9 protein-coding genes are annotated in these 21,880 nt (G+C 54.7%); 2 read left to right on the top strand and 7 right to left on the bottom strand.

What is annotated here, in order from left to right:
• Positions 1-86 precede the first annotated feature (86 nt).
• The 4 genes from K2I50_RS06445 to K2I50_RS06430 form a co-directional block, all read right to left on the bottom strand.
• Positions 87-1,094: a hypothetical protein gene (locus tag K2I50_RS06445; RefSeq protein WP_301025398.1), complete on the bottom strand. Its 1,008-nt coding sequence runs from the start codon at positions 1,092-1,094 to the stop codon at positions 87-89.
• An 84-nt stretch (positions 1,095-1,178) separates the two neighbouring features.
• Positions 1,179-3,557: a patatin-like phospholipase family protein gene (locus K2I50_RS06440; RefSeq protein WP_301025396.1), complete on the bottom strand. Its 2,379-nt coding sequence runs from the start codon at positions 3,555-3,557 to the stop codon at positions 1,179-1,181.
• Complete coding sequence (serB, locus tag K2I50_RS06435; RefSeq protein WP_301025395.1) at positions 3,544-4,770, bottom strand: phosphoserine phosphatase SerB; 1,227 nt, start codon at positions 4,768-4,770, stop codon at positions 3,544-3,546. Before serB ends, K2I50_RS06440 begins: the two co-directional genes overlap by 14 nt.
• Positions 4,771-4,826: 56 nt before the next feature.
• A complete protein-coding gene (locus tag K2I50_RS06430; RefSeq protein ID WP_301025393.1) occupies positions 4,827-5,675 on the bottom strand; it encodes an ATPase in 849 nt (282 codons plus the stop codon).
• Positions 5,676-5,919: 244 nt separating this feature from the next.
• Here K2I50_RS06430 and K2I50_RS06425 point away from each other — a divergent pair, with 244 nt between their 5' ends.
• Together K2I50_RS06425 and K2I50_RS06420 are read left to right on the top strand one after the other, a co-directional pair.
• A complete protein-coding gene (locus K2I50_RS06425) occupies positions 5,920-6,417 on the top strand; it encodes a PH domain-containing protein (RefSeq protein WP_301025391.1) in 498 nt (165 codons plus the stop codon).
• Positions 6,414-7,967: a PH domain-containing protein gene (locus tag K2I50_RS06420; RefSeq protein ID WP_301025390.1), complete on the top strand. Its 1,554-nt coding sequence runs from the start codon at positions 6,414-6,416 to the stop codon at positions 7,965-7,967. The genes K2I50_RS06425 and K2I50_RS06420 overlap by 4 nt, the downstream gene beginning before the upstream one ends.
• On the opposite strand, the gene sov is transcribed toward K2I50_RS06420, so the two are convergent.
• The 3 genes from sov to K2I50_RS06405 form a co-directional block, all read right to left on the bottom strand.
• Positions 7,905-15,356: a T9SS outer membrane translocon Sov/SprA gene (gene sov, locus K2I50_RS06415; protein WP_301025388.1), complete on the bottom strand. Its 7,452-nt coding sequence runs from the start codon at positions 15,354-15,356 to the stop codon at positions 7,905-7,907. The two genes, K2I50_RS06420 and sov, sit on opposite strands and share 63 nt — an antisense overlap.
• Positions 15,357-15,596: 240 nt before the next feature.
• Positions 15,597-16,895 (bottom strand): acetyl-CoA hydrolase/transferase family protein, encoded by a 1,299-nt coding sequence (locus tag K2I50_RS06410; protein WP_301025387.1) that lies wholly within the window; start codon positions 16,893-16,895, stop codon positions 15,597-15,599.
• 354 nt (positions 16,896-17,249) lie between these two features.
• Positions 17,250-21,590: a choice-of-anchor J domain-containing protein gene (locus tag K2I50_RS06405; protein WP_301025385.1), complete on the bottom strand. Its 4,341-nt coding sequence runs from the start codon at positions 21,588-21,590 to the stop codon at positions 17,250-17,252.
• Between the last annotated feature and the right edge of the window lie 290 nt (positions 21,591-21,880).

Raw genomic sequence — 21,880 nt, 5'->3', positions numbered from 1 at the left:
TTCGTCGGCTTCGTCATATGTGTATTAGAGACATCTTATATACTTCGCTTTATCATTATATACTTATATACTTCGCCTTATCATTGTCAGTCCTTGGCGAAGCGTACGCGTGAGCGATACAGAGGAAACTCCACGGAGAGCACTCCGGCAGGGAGTGAAAGCGTGGCATAGGCTTCATCGTCATCGAGACGCAGGCCCATGGCATCATACCATTCAATCTGCCACATGTGCTCGAAGCGCGTGGCGGTCATACGCCCTTTAAGCATAGCTTTACGCCATATGCCGGCACCTGTCACGGCACCGTCGGCATAAAGTATGTCGTAGCCGCCCTGACTTCCGTTGCCTACAATCGCCAGGCGGTATTTCCCGCCGATACGCGCGCGGTCATCATCGGTGCGACGGTCGAAATAGCTCCAGTACCCCTCCACAGGGTCGCCCGACTGCGAGAAATGCGCAGCAAGCGACTCTTCAGTCCATCCGGTAAACAGCTCGTCGCGCGGATCCACACTCCACTCCGTCATGAGCGTCTCGACCTCCCTGCTCCCGTGTCCGGATATACGTACAGCCCCGTCGGGCATCGGCGCTCCCACCGACATGGCAAGCCGCGGACGGTTGCTGCCGACAAAAATATCAAGACGCGCCTCCGATTGGGCCGACTCTATCCTGCTCCACTCCAGAGCGAGCGTGTTGAAGCCTCTCATTGTGTTCACACCATCGTAGATGTCGACAGAATCAGCCGCAACCCTGCGTCCGGCGCTATCCGTATGCCCGTAGACAAGCCGTAGCCCGCGGCGGTCAAGCTCGGAGCCGTAGTCGGAGTTGAATCCGAGAAGCATCACCCACTGTCCCGATTCATCGGTCAGCCCCAGCCGGTCGGCCGAACATCCCCTCCCCTCTTTCATTCCCGGCAAGGATGCCCGCAGCTCTACGGCAAAACAGGATGCATCGGAGGGTACGGCCACAACCGTGTCGGCGGGTGAATAGTAACGTCGCGACGGGGTTGTGCCGCCGTCGCTGCCGCTGACTGCCGACGGTAAGCACAATGCAGCCGTGGCAGCAGCGCAAAATACTGAGAATGAGGAGCGTGAGGCCATAGAAAGGAAATAGTCTATTTAAAAAGCGGTTCAATGAGCAATACAGCGACTGTGCATATGACGTCGGCGTCGGCATCGCCACGCTCAGTGCATAAATCTCGGAGCGAGGAAGAACAGACCGAACGACAGACCGAAGTTCCACCTGTTGCCGGGCGAATCGCTATAGTTGGCATATGCCGCAATCTGGGCGAACGGCAGGGAGTAAGCAGCCCTCAGCTCACCTATAAAACGCGGATTACGGAACCATTCGCCATACTCCACACCGACCACCGACGCACCACCGGCTGCCGGCAGGAGCGCAGGACGCACCTCGCGCCAAGGCATGAAGCAATAGAGGCCGGCACGCAGCTGGAACAGTCCGAATGGATTCCACACCGGCACAATGCCCAAAGTGGTAAACTGACTGCTGCGGAAGCGGGTGTTGAAATATCCGTAGGATGAAGGGACGGGACGGAACGAGGGGAGCATCACCTCAGTGGCGGCATATGTGTCAAACTCCTTCTGCGACGATGCCACCGTAGTTGAGGTAACGCCGAAATAGAATCGTTTGGCCAGCTGCCAGTAACGGTCGAACTCCAGCTCGCCCTGCACCCACCATCTGTCGTTGCCGGCGACAGAGCGGGCACGGTCGTTTTCAGGGAAGTATGTGTCGTTGCCGTACACACCCAGCGCTGCGGCGCGCAGACGCATGCCGGTGGTAGGCGACGACGGATCGTTGAGTGTGTTGCGCTCATACACGGCACGCACCTGAGCAAGGCGCAGGGTAAGGCGGTCGCGGTCGACAGGCGCCACAATCAGAGCGTCGTAGAACCGGTGGCTCAGGCGTCCGATGCCTGCCGACAGCACGGCTTTGCCGCTGCGGCCTACGGCAATACCGTAGTTGAGGCGCAGGAAAAGCTCGGCTGAGGTGGCCAGAGTAGAGCCTTCGTCGTAGAATATACGGCCGCTGTCGTACTCCTTGGTCCGGGATATCACACCCTGAAGCTCGAGATACGAGGGTATGGCGCTGCGCATTGCCACACGCGCCCTCGCCGTACATGCCATATAGCTCTGTCCTATCCAGGCGTCGACACCGATATTGAGCGAGTTGAAACTTAGTGTCGAATAACCCGACGAGAGGAAGAGCATCGAATTGCTCGTAGAGGTGATGTAGCCACCCATGCCTACATTGAACTTGTTTTTGACATCGGCGTTGAGGTCGAGTGTAAACATGGAGGTGGAGTCATTGTAGACGGCGCGCGGCACGAGATTGCGCAGTTTGCCTCCGGAGATAATGCGGTAATATGCATCCTTGGCACGCTCCAGGCCGAATGTATCCGGCTCATTGTGGGTGAAAGTGTAGCGTATAAACTCGTTCTGCCCAGGCGAACCGCCCGCCACACTCACAGAGTCGAATCGCACATAAGGTGTGGCCGACTTAAACACCTCGCGGCGCAGCGCACGCGCCTCAGCAGGGACGCGGGCAGTGACACGGGTTGTTATCGAGTCCATCATCGACATGGCCTTGTCGTAGCCTATCTGATATATTTCCCTGGCAAGCGGGAAGTCAAGCAATCCGAACTGCTGTACAGGCACACGTATCTTTATCCCCTCCTCGGCGGGCAGGGAGTAGTCGTTGTTCTGGATAATCATGTCCTCAAGCTGCTGGAACATGTTGTTGCGGTCGGGTTTGGTGTCGGGAGCGCTCACATCCACGCCAATCATTATGTCGGGAGCGAAATCAGAGCGCATCACATCGACCGGAAAATTGTCGTAGATACCGCCGTCGTACATAAGCACGCTATCGATTTCGATAGGCTCGAACACCATTGGAAACGACATGGAGGCACGTATGGCGTCGCCGAGCGAGCCGGAGCGCATCACAACCTTGTGCTTGTGGTAGACATCGGAGGCCACACAGCGGAACGGCACGAAAAGCCGGTTGAAGTCGCCTCCGCACTGCGCCGAATACTTCGCGAAAAGATTCATGAAAGCGAAATTCATGGGGAGAGGATTGATAAGCGAAGTGGGCAGTATGCCCGAAGTGCCGGTCGAATCGCGCAGGCTCAGATTGAGCTTCACCATATGGGGCGTGGGCTCTTCCTTGGCATAATAATATATGTAGGAAGGGTCGATTGTGCCTGTCGACCAATATGAAAACTCCTTGGAAAGAATCATATCGAGCATCTCGTCGGTGGTATATCCTGCGGCATACAGACCTCCGATTATAGCTCCCATAGATGTACCGGCGATATAGTCGATAGGTATATTATTGTCTTCCAGAGCCTTGATAACACCTATATGGGCTATGCCCTTGGCTCCTCCGCCGCTCAGCACAAGGCCTACCGACTGCGGCGCGGGCTTCACCCCGGCATATGCCGCGTGAACCCATGACACACATATAGCCGACAGTATGGCCAACAGCCTCAACGATATGGTGCACAGGCACATACCGACATGACCGGCTGTCTTACACCGTGCCATCGGAGATGAATGAATCCTTGAATCCTATGAAATAAAGCACTCCGTCGAGACCGATTGTAGAAAGGCTCTGACCGGCGGTAGCCTTCACCTTGGGTTTGGCATGATAGGCTATGCCCAGACCGGCTGTAGTAAGCATCGGCAGGTCGTTGGCACCGTCGCCCACAGCTATTGTCTGGGCGATATTGATATTCTCTACCTGAGCGAGCAGGCGCAGAAGCTCGGCTTTGCGGGCACCGTTGACAATCGGGCCGAGATGACGTCCGGTAAGTTTGCCGTCGATGATTTCAAGTTCGTTGGCATACATGTAGTCGAATCCGAATTTCTGCTTGAGATAGTTTCCGAAGTAGGTGAATCCGCCCGACAGTATGGCGGTCTTGAATCCGGCGCGTTTGAGCACCTGCATCATGCGGCCCACGCCTTCGGTAATAGGAAGGTTCTCGGCGATATCACGCATCACGCTCTCGTCAAGCCCCTTAAGCAGCCCCACACGTTCGCGGAAGCTCTCGTCGAAGTCGATTTCACCACGCATGGCGCGCTCTGTAATCGCTTTTACCTTGTCGCCGACACCGGCACGTATGGCCAGCTCGTCGATTACCTCGGTCTCGATAAGGGTAGAGTCCATATCGAAGCACACGAGGCGGCGGCAACGACGGTACATGGTGTCCTCCTGGAGAGATATGTCGAAATTTTCGGTTGCCGACAGACGCATGAATTCACTCTGCATCCGGCTGATATCGCGAGGATTGCCTCGCACGGAGAATTCCACACAGGCTTTTGCACCGGCGGGCTTCGAGTCCTCGAGCGGCACACGTCCGGTAAGGCGCTGTATGCCGTCGATATTGAGCTGCTGCTCGGCAATAATCGATGTAACGGCGGCAATCTGTCGTGCCGTCAGCTGGCGCCCGAGTATGGTGACAATCCAGCGGTTCTTCCCCTGCATCGTTACCCACTCCTCATATTCGCCTACAGGAACCGGAGTAAAGCGTATCTGCACGTTAAGTTCCGACGCCTTGAAGAGGAGGTCTTTCATTATGTTTCCGGAAAGCTCGCCCGAGGTCTTGAAAAGGATACCGAGCGAAAGGGTGTGGTGGATGTCGGCCTGGCCGATATCCAGAATCGAGGCATCGTAGCGTGCAAGAATATCGGTAAGAGTCGCTGTCACGCCCGGACGGTCATATCCGGATATATTGACGAGGATAAGTTCGGTATTCATCTGAAGGGAAGTGGTATAGGGTAAATGTGTGGTTTCGGTGATTGAGTAGTTTATGGTCAGCCTTCGGAATGATAGCGCACCAGGCCCTCCATCGGAGTGCGCAGTACGATGGATATAGTAGTGTCGAGGGCGGCGGCGGCTTCCTCAAGCACATTGCGGTAATGGTAGGCGATTGAGCCCACGAAACCTACAGGAAGGTTGCGGTAATTGTCGTACTGTGCGACATTGCGCACGAAAAACGACTTGAACTCGTTGAGCACCAGGCGGTGTATGGCGGGCTCCTCGATGTTTTTCAGCAGGAACGGTGTCACGCTCGCCAGGAACCGGTTGGGCATCGGCTCTTTGTATACACGGCGCAGGATTGCCGCAGAGTCGAGATTGTATTCGTCGAGGAAACGGTCGCACAGCTCGCGCGGCAGCTGATGCTTGAGCACATCGCCGATAAGATGGCGTCCGAGCACGGCTCCGCTCCCTTCGTCGCCGAGTATATAGCCCAGCGGGCTTATATGGTCCTTGATGAGAGTACCGTTGTAGTATCCGGAGTTGGCACCGGTGCCGAGTATGCAGGCTATGCCGCTCTCGCGTCCGAAAATGGCACGCGCGGCTCCGAGCAGGTCGGAATGAGCCTCGACGGCGTCGACAGGTATGTTGGCGCGTATGGCGCGGCGCACCGTGCGGCATACATCGTCGTCGACACATCCGGCACCATAGAAATATACCTCGGTGACATTGCGGACGAGGTCGCCAAGCTGTAGTATCAGCTCGTCGTCTATATATTGTGAGATTTCTTCTTCAGTAAGTATCAGCGTGTTAATCCCGGAAGTGAAAATCTGCTTCACAACCTTTCCGGCATCCACCAAAGCCCACTCGACCTTGGTGCCGCCGCTATCGGCAATCAGTTTCATTCTCTTAAAGCGTTTATATGCCACAAATTTAATTAATATTTCTTATTCCTGCACTATGATTCAGAGGCCAAATACAGCAAATCTGTAAGTTGCACGGTCAATCGTAATTATCAGCGAATCCTGCAATATCTTCGTATAAGTAAGTCGTAAAGAATGTAATTTTAACTATATTTGTGACCAAATCTCTACACATATTCACAAAACACCGCATTTATAAAGTAATTTTTACGATTTTCTTAAAGATATGAGCAACTATCAGATAGAGGCCGATACGACCGACCGGATTGAGGAACTTCACTACGAGCCGGTGGCCCCGAAATACAAGTCAGTGCAGATGGCAAGCGCAGTCATCGCCTACGCTGTTATGGCGGCGCTCGCATTGTTGCTGCTTCTCGCAGAGAGCCCATGGTGGTGTGTCGCAGCCGAGGCTGTGATTGTCGTGTCATTCATCATCAATATCGCAATACTCAGGAAAGCGTATCAGGCCAAGGGGTTTGCACTCCGCGAACATGACATCACCTACCGCAGCGGGGTGATATTTCCCAAAATCACTACTGTGCCATTCTCCAGAATACAGCAGGTAAGCATCTGTCAGAATCCTGTATCCAAGTTTTTCGGCTTATATTCAATCGATATCGACAACGGAGCACAAGGCATGTCGTCGCTCGCAGTCCAGGGCCTCACCAAGGATAAGGCCGAGGGAATCAAGAATGTCATAACCCAACGACTGAAACACTCATGACTGATTTCTCTGTTCCACAGAGGATGAGCCTCGGTGCGTTTTTCATATATTTTCTGAAGTACTTCAAATTTGTATTCAATGCAGCCATCATCTTCTGGACATATAAAATCTTCAATTCCGACGGCGACTTAGTCGGAAACCTGCTGAAAATCGCAGCCATGCTCGGCGGCACTATCGCATTAGCGCTGGTAGTGGCCTTAATGGCGTACTATAAGATAAAATTTCATGTAGATGGTGGAAACCTCATCTACCGCCACAACCTGCTAAGCAGTGTCACTACCACCATACCCCTCAACAGCATACACACACTGCGCACGCGGCAAGGCCTTCTATACCGTATTCTGGGCATGAGAGGTGTGCTTTTCGACACTCTTGCGGCGCAGGGTGAGGAAATCGAACTCATACTCAGCGAAGCTGACTGGCAGAGCCTCCTGAACCGCATCGAGCGTCAGGAGCGTCCGCAGACCGCTGCTCCGGATATGCCTCCCGTCTACAATCCCACCTCGTTCAGACGATTCAGCAACAAGAATCTGATACTCGACGCGCTGTGTCAGAACCACTTGAAAGGGATGGTGGTGCTGGGCGGATTAGCGGCATTCATTTACAACGGTATGTCAAACGTGTGTGACAACTCCTTTGATATAATCGCAGACTATATTGAATCGCATGCCGACCATTTCGCCGTGTCAGTGGCCGGCATAGCCATGATTTTGGCAGCGACCTACATAGTGTCGCTCGTGCTGTGGCTGGGAAAAGTGCTCCTGCGATACTACGACCTTTCGCTTACATACGGCAAAAAGACGCTGACTTTCAGTCACGGACTGTTTTCACGCATGAGCAGCCGATTCGCACGCGACAAGATATGCACGATATGGGTCAAACGCAATTACCCCGAAAAACAATCGGGCCTTTGCACACTCGCCATGAAGCAGGCCTTTAACTCAAGCATGCAGAAAGAGGATGACAATCTGAAGATTTACGGGCAAGATTGTTCCGACTTTTTCCTCGGGTGGTGGCTCGGACAAGGCTACGGAGCGGAGGCGTCAGTCACCACAGCCAAATCAGGCAAAGGAGTGGCGTTACACTCACTGTTGGCCGACCTGATTCTCTCCTCCGCGGCCACAGTGGCGCTGTGGTATCTCGGGCTATACGTCTGGATAATAGTTCCGGCCATCTACCTGTCAGCAGGCATACCCAAAGGCATCCTGACGATGCGCCACAGCCACATCACCCTCAAAGAGTCATATATCATAATCGGAAACGGACGCTTTGCCGAGATAAAGAATTACCTGAAATACGACAACGTAGAGGTGGTGAGAACCGGCCGTACTCCAATGTCACGTTTTACCGGGCGTGTATCCCTGTCGCTATCAACCCCAGGCACCACATTCACCATCAGAAGCCTCCGGGAGGAGCAGGCGCGCCACATCTACGAACTGATGCTCGCGAAAATCAACGACAGCCGCACAAAAGACAACAGGTACGGATTAACGGGCGAGGTTGAGGTTGAAGGTTATGCCGTAGTTGGAGTTGGTGGTGGGATAGGCTGAGGATGATATCAGGGGTGTGTTGACCTGGTGGTCGATATAGGCCGAGATGGTCATGCGGCGGCTCATCACATATGATGCCGAGAGGTTGAATCCTATGGTGCGCGTGCCGGATGTGGCCTGTGCGTAGTTGGTCTCTATGCGGCGTATGAGCGCCTGTGTCTGCTGGTAGGAGAAGTCGGCGTTGATGGTAAGGTCGTTGGAGATTCCCTGACCCGAGCCACGCATCTTAAGCACGGTGTTGAAGCCTACGATTTTGTAGCCTACGCCGGCCGTGATGTTGCGGGTGTTGGCCTCGACGAGCTGTCCGGCATCGGAATTGAGAGTAAGGGTACGCCCGTCGCGGTATTCGGCATTGAATTTCAGGTCGTTCTTGAGCGTGACAGCAATACCGATGAGCGGAGAGAACTTCTCGGCAATCGACACTGTGGATATATTGTAGGGGGACGACGGTATAGGCGCCCCGTCGGAGTTGGGCACGAATCCCATGTCGCCGGTGCCTACCTGCATCCAGTTGAGATACGAGCCGTAGGAACCCACCGTGTAGGTACACTGGTAGGCATGGTTGAGGGTCACGGTCTTGAATATCTCGCTAAGGCGTCCGATGCGTATGAGGCCGTCGTAGGTCACTCTCCAGTTGGGGAGTATGTCGGTAAGTTTCGGGAAGGGCGTGAGGTATATCTTCCGGGCGTCGACACCGGTGTATGCTGCAATGAATGCGGGTATGAGCACATCGGACGAAGCGCGGTTGGCCTCGCCTACCTTTGTCGAGAACGGTCGGCCGGCATTGGGGTTGTCGGTCATGAATCCGCCGGTAGGATATGTGGTGCCGTGATAGCGGGCCTCGATGCGGCCTGCTATCACAGGAATATTCTCCAGGAACTGATTGAATGCGGCACTGTTGTAGCCATCCTCGGCACGCGACGTGCGCAGGGCCGTGCGCAGGATGCAGTGAGTCTTGGTGTAGCTTCCGGTGCGTGTGGTAGGCATGTCGGCATACATGAACTGCACCTGATTGTTATGATTGTCGGTACGGTTGTTTGTGAGCTTGATTTTCAGGCCGCGCAGAGGCTCGAGGTCGATATCGAGGTTAAACTCATTGGTAGTCGACCATATGGATGGTGATGTCTGATTCTCATCAATCATCAGCCATCCGCGCTCCTTGGCCTTGGCCACATAGTCCTCGCCCGAGAAACCGAACGCGAAGTCGAGGCCCGGCGACATAGGCCCATAGCTGCGGCTCTGTCCGAACACGTTGCCGATATCGGGGCCGAAGAGCGGCAACGACATGGAATGACTCGTGCGGTAACGTATGTTGACCGAGCGTGTCATCATGGCGAAGCGTGTGGCATGCTCGCCAATCTCGCGCCAGATTGTCTTTTCTTCCTTAAGCACCTCGATGATGGTAAACTTGATGTTCTGGTCGCCACGGGTAAGCACCTCTATGGTATTTAAATCCTTGACCCGTGTCCTTACCACAAACGGCTTGCCGTCGGATGTGGTGGCAGTGACCTTGAGCTTGCGGTTGCGCAGATTGTGGCGTATCATCAGCGACGTGTCGGCGTTGAGCTTAAACGTGCGCTCAAAGCGCTTCGCCTTCTTGGGCGCAGTGGCGCGCTTTACCGAAGAGAACCTCTGGTTGACCTTCTTCAGATAGGAGAACTTGTTGTAGAGGCCTTCGAGATTGAGTCGTCCGTCGAAGTTCCATGCCGCCTGGTTGGCGATGGTATTGCCTACCTTCTCGCCGTCGACTGTAGCGCCGCGATCCCAGCGGTAGGTGGCATTGTAAGTGACCGAGCCTGTAAGGAAATCGACCACCGGAATGCGCGAGAACGGCGCCTTGTAGCTGGCGGTGAATGTCTGATTGTAGGCCCAGGGGGTACCCATGCGCAATATCGACTGTATCACCGTATCGCGCCACTCCTTATACCTGTCGGGGAAGAGGCGACGGTTGACAGCCCCGACCGGCTCCTCGATTCGAGCCGAGGTGTTGCTGGCAAAGTTGAATGTCAGCTGCTTGGTAAGATTCCATGTGAGATTGAGCTGACGGTCCCAAAGGAAATTCTTGCTTACCGACACCGGAAGCGTCATCATCTGGTCGACCTCCGAACGTGTCTGCTGCTCGTAGTAATAGCGCGACATGGTGGTAAGGAACGATATGTTGGACGGCAGGTAGTTGACCTCCCACTCCTTGAAGAACTTCAGATTGCGGTTTTTCGATTTAATCCAGCCGAAAGGTTTGGCACCCTTGAGATAGGGCGACCATGTATATTGCAGCGAGCCGCGGTAATCGTTGGTATTCTCATACTCGGTAGTAGGGTCGGAATTATGACGCTTGTTGAACGAGAAGTTGAACACGAAGTTGCCCGGATCCCAAGGCATCGACTTCTCGGAGCGGCGGTCAAACTGTAGTCCGGATATACTGAAGCTCTTGATAGTGGACTTCTCGATGGCATAATCACGTATGGAATCGCGCTCGGCCTTCGTAGTGGCCTCGTCGAGCGCATCCTTGAGGAGCACGTCCTGGTCAAGAGGGTTGTACTTGGGCAGAGTGGTCTCGTTGCTTACCGAATAATATACGGGAGCCTTAAGTTTGAGCTTCTCAGGGAAGAAACGTCCCATATCGGCCTGTACGGCAAAGTTAAACTGGCGATAGTCGTCCATGCGTCTCGCATTGAGCGGCTGATCGACACCGCCGAATCCGGCAGTCTCGATGTGTGTGCCGAAATTGAGGGTGGCAATGTCGCTCACGCCGATATTCACATTAGCCTTTGCAGCCCATCCTCCCGACTCGTCGAAGTCGGTGACTTTAAGCTCGTTGACCCACACGATACCGTCGCGGGCGGTAGATGCGTTGTTGCGCACACCAATCATCATCACACGCACATCGCTAAGCGAGGGATTGCCCATCACGGCCATGCGGTTGGCCTCGTTGTCGGGGTCGCGGCCGGTGAAGAGTGTGGTATACCCTACTCCGCTCGCCGGGTCGTGCTTGGCCCGGTTGCGCTCCTTCTTAAGGCTTACAAGCTCCTGAAGGGCGAAGTCAAAGCGGTTGGAGAGCGGCCATACGGCGTAACGGTCCTCGACATTCTCCCGGTCGTATTTGCGGTGAGGAGTCAGCGTGAGGGGAATCTCGTATTCATAATAATTGTTCTTGATATCGGAACCGAGGCGCAGGAATATTGACAGCTCGCCGCTGCGCAGATTGGTGACATTGTCGATAAGACTTTCGGCATGTACCCACATCTGCAGCCTCTTGTAGTTGCGGAGGTCGTGCTGTGTGTTGCGGTACACGGCGCGCGCGTCGCCCGGCTGAAGGCCGAGCACCTTGAGCGACATCGACTGCTCGTTGAGCTGAAGTATCTGCGACTGTCCGGGGTCGGTGGCACGTGTCACGCCCGGAGGGAGCACATAGTTGACAGGCTCGCGTCCGGCATTCTCCTCGATATTCACCACCGAAATGTCGAGCTCGCCCTCGGCGGGAGAGTCGCCACGGGTGTTGAGCGAATAGCTGTAGGGACGCCACTCGCCGCGCACCAGCTCGAGGGTGGCGAAGCGCAGATGGGTCACCGCCTTGAATCCGGTCATGAACATACGCATGAAGCGCACGGTCGAGAAGTCGTTGATTGACCCCACTACGCGCTCGTAGTCGGACAGAGGTATCTTAAACTGGTACCATTCGGCCATCTGGGTGGTACCGTCGCGGCATACCACCGGCGACACCTGCTTGTCGGTGATATAGTTCTTGCCCACGACAAAATCCTCGGGACGAAGCGACACCTTATACTGGAAGTAGCGCTCATACTCGTTGAGGGTATTGTCCTGGTTGATATCCTCGACATCAGGCCCTGTGCGTGAACTCTGGTAGAGGGGTTCGGGAGCGTCGGACGGAGACAGGGAGTTGCCCTCGACTCCGTTGTAATGCTTGTAGCGCTCGAGCACACTGAGGCGCTGCTCGTCGTAGTCGTAGCCGCGGTAGAAGTGGTAATTGTCGCCGGCGGGGTCGTTGAACGGCGAGAACTGGTCGGCGTGCATACGGTCGATAGCATCGGGCGCGAGCTTGCGGCGCAGTCCGTCGAGATAGTCGGAATAGGATGAGAATGTAAACTCCTCGTCGTTTTTAAGGCCGTCGAGACCTACGTCCTGTACCAGTCGGGAGCCTGCATTGTTGTCGAAGGCGTAGGTGAGGGAGTTCTGTCGCGACACGCGTCCCCACACGGTCTCTTCGAGAAACTGGTTGTTGCCGTCGTAGGGTATGCCGTTTTCGTAGCTTTTGAGTCCGTCCTTAAGGATATCCTCGCTTACCTCGCCGAAGTTGAGATAGAAATCACCTCCCTCGGTATTGGGATTGTCAGGGTCCATGAACGGATTCATGAGCCAGAACTGCACATACTCGATATTGGCCTGCTCGAAGTTGGTGTTGTCGAGCTTGCGCATGATTCCTCCCCAGCGTTTTTCGGGCTGCATGAGATTGCCCTGGTCGTCGATGTTGACGGCATCGAGGTTGTAGGGTCCGCGCTCGGTGGGATAGAATGAGAGGTTGAGAGTCTGTATGAGGTTTGACTCGCCGTAGGCAAGCTGCCTGTCGGGGAAAATTTCGGTTGATGTGACCTCGCGCACATAGGGATTGGAAAGCTGCTTGAGGTCGGAGGCGATGTAGCCGGGACAGAGCGACGAGTTGCGCTGTGTAAACATCCGGTCGATATAGTACCATGCCAGGAGCGCACGGTTCTTGCCATAGTCGACATTGTTGCTCAGCGCCGCCTCGGGGAACAGCGCGTCGGGCCCCTGCTGATATGGCGTCGACGCCAGAGTCCAGGCATATGGCGAACGGAGGTCGATACCGGTCTGTGTCGACTCGAAGTCGTCGACATACGACGACCCGCGGTTGGAGCCTGATTTCTGCTTGTGGGGCTGGAGGCGTGCGGCCTCGGCCTGTATGCTGAGCGTCGACGGCTGTGTGGCGTTGACCGTAGGTATCTTGTTGAGCAGATTGGTCAGCCACATGAAGCGGGTGTTGTAGGCGAGATTGATGCCGAACATTGTATTGTTGACCGTCTCGTCGCCGATATTCACCTTTTCAGTCAGAGCCTTCTCGGAAAAATGCATGATGGTGGCTCCGAGATTGAAGTCCTTGTTGAACTTATAGTTGAGGTCGAGCCCGAGCAGAGTCTTGCGCTGGGTGTTGAACATCGACTGATTCTCAAGAGTCACCGATATGCTTTGGCCAGAGTCGATAATACTCTGGTTGGTGATAGTCACCACTCCCATCGCATAGTCGACGGTATAATCGGAATTCTCGGTGAGCCTCACGCCACCGGCCATCACCACTACCGAACCGCGCGGCACATTCATGGCGTTGAGCCTAATCTGCGAGCCGCCCGACGACTGGTACTCGCCTGAGATGATAAACTTATTCTTGTGGGCGAGCTGGCGGGCGACAACCAGCGTGGAGTCATAAAGCTCGGGGTATGTATAGTTTTCGGCAATCACAGGGTTGCCGATTGCCTTCTCGAGATGAGACCCGAACGGCTCGGCCACAGGGAATATCACCTTGCCCGACGATGCAAGCACGGTATAGCCTTCGATGAAGTCGAAAAATCCGTCGGGATTGCCCTCCTGGTTGGAGTCGAGGCGGTCGAGATTCATCACCTGAAGCAGAGGCTTGTCGGTGAGTCCGGGCACGGGGAGATAGTTGATTTGAGTGCCGGTAGTGTCGCTCAGATACTTGATATTGAGACGGAAATTGCTTTTCTCCACCTGGTAGGCACCGAGAGAGTATACATTTTTCATCATCAGCTTCCACATGGGCACCTTGGGCGAGGTAGTGGTGTTTTTGAGCATCTTTACGTAGAGAGCGTCGGACGAGGTGGTGATGTCGGCCGAAAACTCTCCGACCTGGAACACCTGTCCGCGGTAGGTATACTCGTAGGCCACGCCGAGCACCTCGTCGGCGTTGAGCGCAGTCTTCAGAGATATGTAGCCGAGTGTGGAATTAAGAGTGTATTCCGACGATTGCAGCAGTCGTGCGCTCTCCACCTTCTCGAAGTCGCGTCCGCCCTCGATGCCGAATGCCTGGAGGGGGTCGAGAGCCTGGGTCACGGTGTTGATGTTTCGGGCACCGGGATAATCGGTCTTGATGATGTCGAGAAGGGCATTGGAGGTGTTTGAAGGGTTGGGAACAGCCGGATTGGGGCGCCAGTAATCGCTTGCAAGCACCTGGCTCTCACCAAGGTCCATGAACGATACGATGTTGCGCGACTGGTTGTAGTTGCCGCTCTTGTTTGTCACCCATACCTCGATACGCGTGATGCTCACTCCCGAGGCCACATAGGGGAGCTTGGAGGCAAATGTGTCGTAATTGTCGCGGAAGAAGTGGGCCAGGAAGAAGTGACGGTTCTGGTCGTACTGGTCGGCATTCACCGAGAATTTGGTAGTCTGCACACCACCCTTTGTAGACACCGAGCGCGACTCGCTGTTCTGCTGCGACACAAGAGCGGTGGCGGTAAGTTTGCCGAACTGTAGTGTCGACTTTATACCGAACAGTGCGGCGCTACCGCGTATCAGCGACGAGCCGGTGGTCATCGACACGTTGCCGGCCTCGATGCTTTTTACGATATCGTCCTCCTTGCCTTCGTAGGCGAGGGTTATGTTTTTGGAGTCGAAGTCGAATGTAGCGTCGGTGTTGTAGCTGAGGCCAAACTTCATGCGGTCGCCTACAGAAGCGTTGACATTGGCCTGGATTTTCTGGTCGAAGTCGAAGTATGTGCGGCGACGTGCGGTAAGCGACAGGGCCGGGTTGTCGGTCTTGTTGCTCTTCACGCCCATTGATATCTGTACGGAGCCTGTGGTCTTGAGCTTTACGCCTCCCGGGCCGAAAATCTTCTCAAGCGGTCCGAGGGCGAAGTTCATGTCGAGCACGTTGAACGGTTCTTTTTCCGTCTCCCCCTTCAGTAGCTCGCTGTTGCGCTTGTTGAAATACTGCTGCATCGACTGCCGGAGCTGCAACTGATTGTACTGCGCCGGGGTAAGCATAAAAGGTGTGGCGATATCAAACTCGCCTACCTTGGTGTGGACGATGTAGCATCCCGACTCGATGTCGTATTCTACTTCCGTGCGAATATTAGAGGGTGTGGCCAGGTCGGCGGCCAGTTCATCCTCGGCAAGCGCTTTGTAGTCAGGCGGTATGGTCGGAGTGAGCACGGGGAGTCCCGAGCTGTCGGGGGCCGAGGATAATCCTTGCGCGGGTATGTCGCGCGACGGCGGAGGCGGAGGCAGTATGGCCGGGTCGCGGTACTGCGGTGAAGCGAGCGCTCCGGGCACGGCTATCCCCCAAAGCAAGGCAGCCACGACCGCCGCAAGAAGCAGCATCGTGGTATAGCGGGTTGTCATACAGCGTCTTATCGTCGCCACCAACCGCACAGCCGGTCCATTCGACCGCAAGAAATGTGTATATGACCTTGGCCTTAAAAGTCTCATTCATGAAAAAGATGCCCTTCATTGCAGGCATCCATATGCCATATTAACGTACACCCTACCCTATTTATTTTAGAAAACTTGTCAAATGTTGCCGGCAGGGTCGTACATGTTGATGCCGAAAGGACGAATGGATGTAGGTGTAGGTCAACGTGGTCAACGCCAGCGGCGGTAGGCGTAGCCGAGCATGGAGAAGGCGGCGCGGTCGAGCTCTTCGCGGAACTGGGGTGCTGCGATGGAGATGAGGAGGCGTGCACGGTCAATCATGTTCTTGCCGCGGAGGTTGACGGCGCCGTATTCGGTGACTACCCAATTGGTCTGGAAGCGGGTTGTTACCACTCCGGCACCGGAAGTAAGCACGGGCTTGATTTTGCTTTCGCCGCGCGAGGTGGTCGACAGCATGGCTATGAACGACTGTCCGCCTACACTTCGCGATGAACCGTAGACGAAATCCTGCTGGCCGCCGACTCCCGAGTAGATGCGTGTGCCGATAGAGTCGGCGCACACCTGGCCCGAAAGGTCGATTTCAAGACATGAGTTGATGGCGGCCATGTTGTGGTTCTGAGCAATCACAAACGGGTCGTTGACCCAGGCAATATCGCGGAATATCACCCCCGGATTGTGGTCGAGGAAATCGTAGAGACGGCGTGTGCCGAGGGCGAGTGAAGCTACAGAGCGGCCCGGCTCGACCTGCTTGAGAGAGTTGTCGACTACACCCGACTCGATGAGCGGCATCATGCCGTCGGTCATGGCCTCGGTGTGCAGTCCGAGATGCTTGTGTGAACCGAGCGAATGGAGCACGGCATTGGGGATAGTGCCTACGCCTACCTGCAACACAGCTCCGTCGGGTATCTGCTCGGCTATGTAGCGGCCGATGCGCAGTTCATTCTCAGTAGGCAGAGTGTCGGGAGTCTCGGCCAGAGGGTCGTTGACCTTTACAAGGGCATGTATCCGCGACATGTGTATCACGGAATCGCCATATGTAAAAGGCATCAGTGGATTTATCTGAGCGATTATTATCTTGGCGCACTCAACGGCTGAGGGTGTAAGGTCGGCTGATACGCCAAACGATACGTATCCGTCCTTGTCGGGGAGCGAACAGTTGATGAAGGCGACGTCGAGGTCGATGGTACCGTCGCGGAACAGCTGCGGCACCTGGCCGAAGAAACGCGGAGTGGTGGTGGCATATCCCTGGTTGACCCATCCGCGCACAGCGTTGGACACGAAGAACGAGTCGATAAGGAATGAATCCTTGAGGGCCGGATCGCACAACGGCGACACACGGCGCCCGAGGGCGAAAGCATTGAACAGAACTACATCGCGCAACTCGCTCCCTCGCTTGGCAAGGGCTGCAATCAGAGCTTCAGGTATCGAGCAACTGCCCTGAACAAACACGTGGTCGCCGCTCTTTACCATTTTTACCGCCTCTTCAGGGGTCATATATCTGCATTCCATATCTTATTCACTTGAATTAGTCGGTTAAGAGCCTGAATAACGGCTCTAAAAGCATGTATAAAACAAGGAATATGTAACAGTCTGACGCCAACATGGCTGAAAGGCAGCAGGAATGTGCGATAGAACTTTACCTGCAGTTACACATTTCCCCGAGTTTTGTGCAAAGATAATCTATTTTTCCGAAAATAAAAGAGTGTATGCATATATTATACAACACAACCGACTATTATACCAATTTCAGACGCGTATAAGGGTGCAAACAGGTGAATAAAACCCCGCACCACATATATATAATATAAAAGGCACTGTGCCGTAAAGTCGACACAGTGCCATAAGTATGGTGAATCAATTTTCTCAGCGTATGGCCACCTTGACTGTAGCGGTTGCAGCAGAGGTCTTGGCAGAGACTACATATACGCCGTGAGCCACTCCGAGAGCGACTACCGAACGTCCGGCCTCAAATGCATGTGTGGCTACCGCAGCACCGGCGGCGCTGTAGACGGTAAGCACACCGGGGGCGGTAGCGTCTACAGTGATGTTGCCAAGCTCATCGCCACTGATGGCAAGAGCGTCGGATGCAGCGCCGACCGACGAGATGGCAGAGCTCTGGTGCTTGTAGGGGGTGTAAAGGCCTACGATTTCAGCTTCGTCGAGCTTGTTGAACAGAGTTGAGCCAAGCAGAGTGGCCTTGCCGGATGCGGCGTCGACCTCGTGGATGGCACCGTTGGTGCTATCGCCGGTGTGGGCCCAGAACAGTCGTCCGGTGTTGTGGTCAAAGGCCATAGACTGGAGGTACTTCACGTTGGTGACTCCGGTAGCACCCACAAGGGCCGGCTCGGCTGTAGCGGGATTGATTGTATAGAGGTTGCCGTCGTCGCCAATAGCATATAGCTTGCCGGAAACGTTGCATGCGAGGGCACGGACAATGAAGCCTACAGAACCTAGAGCCTCGACGGTGCCGTCGTCGGTATTGACCTTGACAAGCTCAACGTTGGCGTTATCGCCGTCGGGACGGATGGCATACATCGTGGAGGTCGAATAGTCGTAGGCCATGTCGAGGATATAGTCGTCGGCATTGTCGACGGCACGCTGCACAGTCCAGGTGACGGGGTCAATCTCTACAAACTGGCGCGACATGCCATACCATGTGGCAGTATAGCCATAGAAACGTCCGTCGACACACTCTCCGGCGATTACCAGCGCATCGTTGGGAGTAACCTCACGCAGGAAGTCGGCGCTCTCGGGGTCGTTGCTCTGAATCTTCATGAATCCGGCATTGCCGTAGGCGCTCCAGCGGTAGCCGGTGAGCTCGACGTTGCTGATGTTGGGGATGAGCTGCGAGCAGGCGTCGTTGGCAGGAGTCTGATCGCCCTCAACCGAGGTGTAGGCGGTGAAGGTGTGCACACCCTCTGTCAGCTCGATGTCGGCGATAGTGATGTCGGCCGACTCACCCTTGTTGATGGTACCGTCGAAGGTCTTGCTGACCGGAGCGGCATCGTTGAGCTTGACCGAGACAGGGAAACCGGTGATGGGTTTTTCGCCGAAGTTGGTCACTGTAACGGTGACACTGACAGAATTGCGTATGTTGACCGACTTGACAGGCGACACAAATGCTGTAACGCCGGCGTCAATGTCGTTGCTGCGCGAGAGGGAGTCGGAAGTGGCTTTTGCCGACTCGCCGTTGAGATATACTGCCGACACGGCATAGAGGTAGCGTCCGGATACAAGCGACGCCCAGCCCTCATCGGTAAACGACATCTCATTGACGGGCGATGATGTGAGTTTCTCCCATTCGCCCTCCTTCTCGGTGGAGCGGTAGACATTGTAGGCACACTTGGGAGCGTCGGGATTGTCAGCGATGGCCACCTCGGTGCCGGGCACTATGCAGTTGGCCATGATGCACCATGGATAGTAACCGTCGTAGACGTAGGGGTCATCATAGGCCCATTTGAGCTGATTGTTACCACCTGTCTCTGTACTTCTCTTGGCTGTGCCGAGAGGATACTTCGAGGCATTGAGGCACTGCACACCCACGATATAATCGGTATCCTTCTTGATTTCAACAGGATTGTCGAGCTTCACTGTAACCCACGAGCCTGCCTCTGTCACGAGTCCGGCGGGAATAGTCTGTGCGGCAAGCTCAACATTATTGTCGCGCGTGCCTTTCCACACCTTGGCCACGAATGTACCGGCCGAGGCTTTGAGATAGACCTTGATTTCGCCGATTGAGAGTCCGGCCATATTCTTGGCAGCGATAAGCTCCTTGCCGTAGTAGTGGCCAACATTGTAGTCGGTACTTGAGTAGTCACCGCTATTACTGTCGATTTCGGAGATATCACCTACCGACTTCCAGCCAGTCTCGCCGTCGCGCGACAAGGGGTCTAACCATGTAAGAGCCACCGAACTGCCGTCGGCTGCCACTGCGGCATCAAGGCCATAGGCCGGTATGAGCGAGCGCTGAAGTTCTGTGGTTCCGACTGCAATCTCTGTCTCGGATGTATTGTTAAACTCTAATTTAAATACATCGTAGAGCGGATATTCGATGCTGAGAGTGTAGTCTTTGCCGGAGTAAACGGCGTCGAACTTCCATCGGCCCTCGGCATCGGCAGTCACAGCGGCCTCCTCGTAGCCAGCAATACGCACTACCGCACCTGCGGCGGCCTTGCGTGTATCGCCGGCGATTATAGAGCCCGACAGGGTATAGTTGGCGAGCTGCTTCATGGCTACATCCTTGACCGTAGTCTTGCCGTCGGTGATATCTACAGCCACATCGGCATCTTCGTAGCCGGGAGCTGTGACGGTAATCCGAGTGGCTGCTACGGGCACGTAGCGGAGTGTGTATGCGCCCTCGGCATCGGTTGTGACCGTCATGCCGGCATATGCAGGCACACTGACGGTAGCGCCGGAGATAGCACGTCCGGTAGCCGAATCCGTGACTTTACCGGATAGTGAGCCGATATTTTTCGGGCTGATGATGAAACGCGTGGAAGGAACCTCCGAAACAGCTTTGTCGGAATAACCCGGTGTGGGGAGCGAAGTGATGTCGACCTCGCCCGACACATATTTCATAAAGCTGCGGGGAGCACCGCCAAGGTCGAGCGAAATGAAGCGGTCGGCATATGAACCGGTGGGATTGCTGTCCTTTATAAAGGTAACGATGATGTTGCCACCCTGATAGGCATAGGGCTCGGTAAGAGCGATTTCGATGTCGCGGGTACCGTTGCCGAGAGTAATCTCACCCTTGTATACCTCTTTGGCATCCGACATGTCGGCATATCCGGCAGTAAGGTCGGAAAGCCCGGTAGGAGCTATATAAATCCTCACAGGGAATGTAAGGTCGCTGTCCATGCCGCGGAAAGCCCGGTAGACCAGAGCCGTGATGTCGCCCTGAATGAAACGCAGGTCGTCGGGAGTGTAGATAGTCTGCGAGACGGCTGTCTTGTCGGTAAGGTCGATTGGCAGACGCTTGAGCGAGTTGTTGCGCTCGGTGGTCTGTGCCACGCCCATGTCGGCAAGAGCATCGCCATATATGATTGCCGACGAATATCCGTCGACAGCCGACGAGCCGGCACTGTTTACGGCCACGACAGAGTAGACACACATCTTGCCCTCGGGAGCGGCGGTATCGGTATATGCCGTGCCGGTAACTCCGGTGGCTACAGTAGAGGTGGCTCCACCGACAGTGCGGCTTACTGTATATGTAAGATTGTCGAGGTTGACGAATCCCTTGTTGGCTCCTGTCGTGGGAGCGGTCCATGTGAGTGTGATTTTTCCGTCAATAGCCATTGCCATCAGGTCTTTGGCGGCAGCTGGCACATCCTCGCCTATAAATACGGAGCGTACAGCCGACAAGGGAGTCTCGCCTTCGGCATTTTTGGCCGATATGGCATACTTGTGTGTTCCGGCGGGAGCAGCATTGTCAGTCCATGTGGCAGCCTGGCCAAGGGCTACGTCGTCGATGGTAGCCACAAGCTCATCGTCGCGGTAAACGAGGATTGACAGCTCGGTCAGCGCCTGGCCGTTGGCGGTCTTGGAGGGGTTGGTCCAGGAGAGTGTGGCGCTCAGCGCGCCGTTGTCGCCCGCTTTTGCAGTAAATCCGGTGGGCTTGGCCGGTCCGAGCTGATTGTACACATATACATTGTCGACGCTCAGACCGTAGGTGCCCGACGCCTGATGACGGAAAGCGATATGGATGGTCTTGCCGGCATATGCGCTAAGGGCACGGCTGAAACTATAGATTTCGATATCGTCCATGTAGCCGTTGTCGACTTTCTCGCTATAGAAGGTCGTGAAGTCTTCGGCGGCGGTACCGGTCTCAGAGATAAGTACCTCAAGAGGCTCGGCATGCTCGATGTCCTGTGCGGCATATTTGAACTCCAGCACATGGGCGTTGTTGGAAACCGTCACGGCGGGAGTAATCAGCCAGTTGTCCTGGGCCTCGTAGGCAGAATAATCGGAAGGGTCGCGCAGAAACGAGACAGCGAGCTTTTTGCTGCCGCTTACCTGGTCGACTCTATTTCCGCTATATCCAATCCAACATTTTCCGTCGCCATCCTTATCAAGGAGCGACCATCCAGAGGGCGGGAATTCCGCGCCCTCGAAGTCCTCGCCCAACACCACTGACTGCGCATAGGCAGATGGTGCCACCATTGCAAGCATGGCTGAGAACTTCATTGCAAGTAAACGTTTATTCATACGAAACTTATGTTTATTTCTCCGGTCAGATTATTTCGATGTTTCTTCGGCAAAATTCTTGAATCTTATCTATCGGCAGGCACATCAAGCATAAATCCAGCCATTTCCGACAAAATTATACTTTTTGACACTATTTTCAAAATAAAAACAGATTATTTCTATAAATATGCGTCACAATCCCACATATTTTCCGAATAATTACTCAGAGATTTGTTTAGAGCTTTGTATAATAATAAATAATACCACCGGTTTAGGGGGTAAAGGGTGGCTTAATTGTCTAATAAGTAAGT

This window comes from Muribaculum sp. (assembly GCF_029051885.1).
Classification (GTDB): Bacteria; Bacteroidota; Bacteroidia; order Bacteroidales; family Muribaculaceae; genus Muribaculum.
The sequence above is the reverse complement of the archived record's forward strand: the minus strand, read 5'-3'. Positions and strand labels throughout refer to the sequence as shown.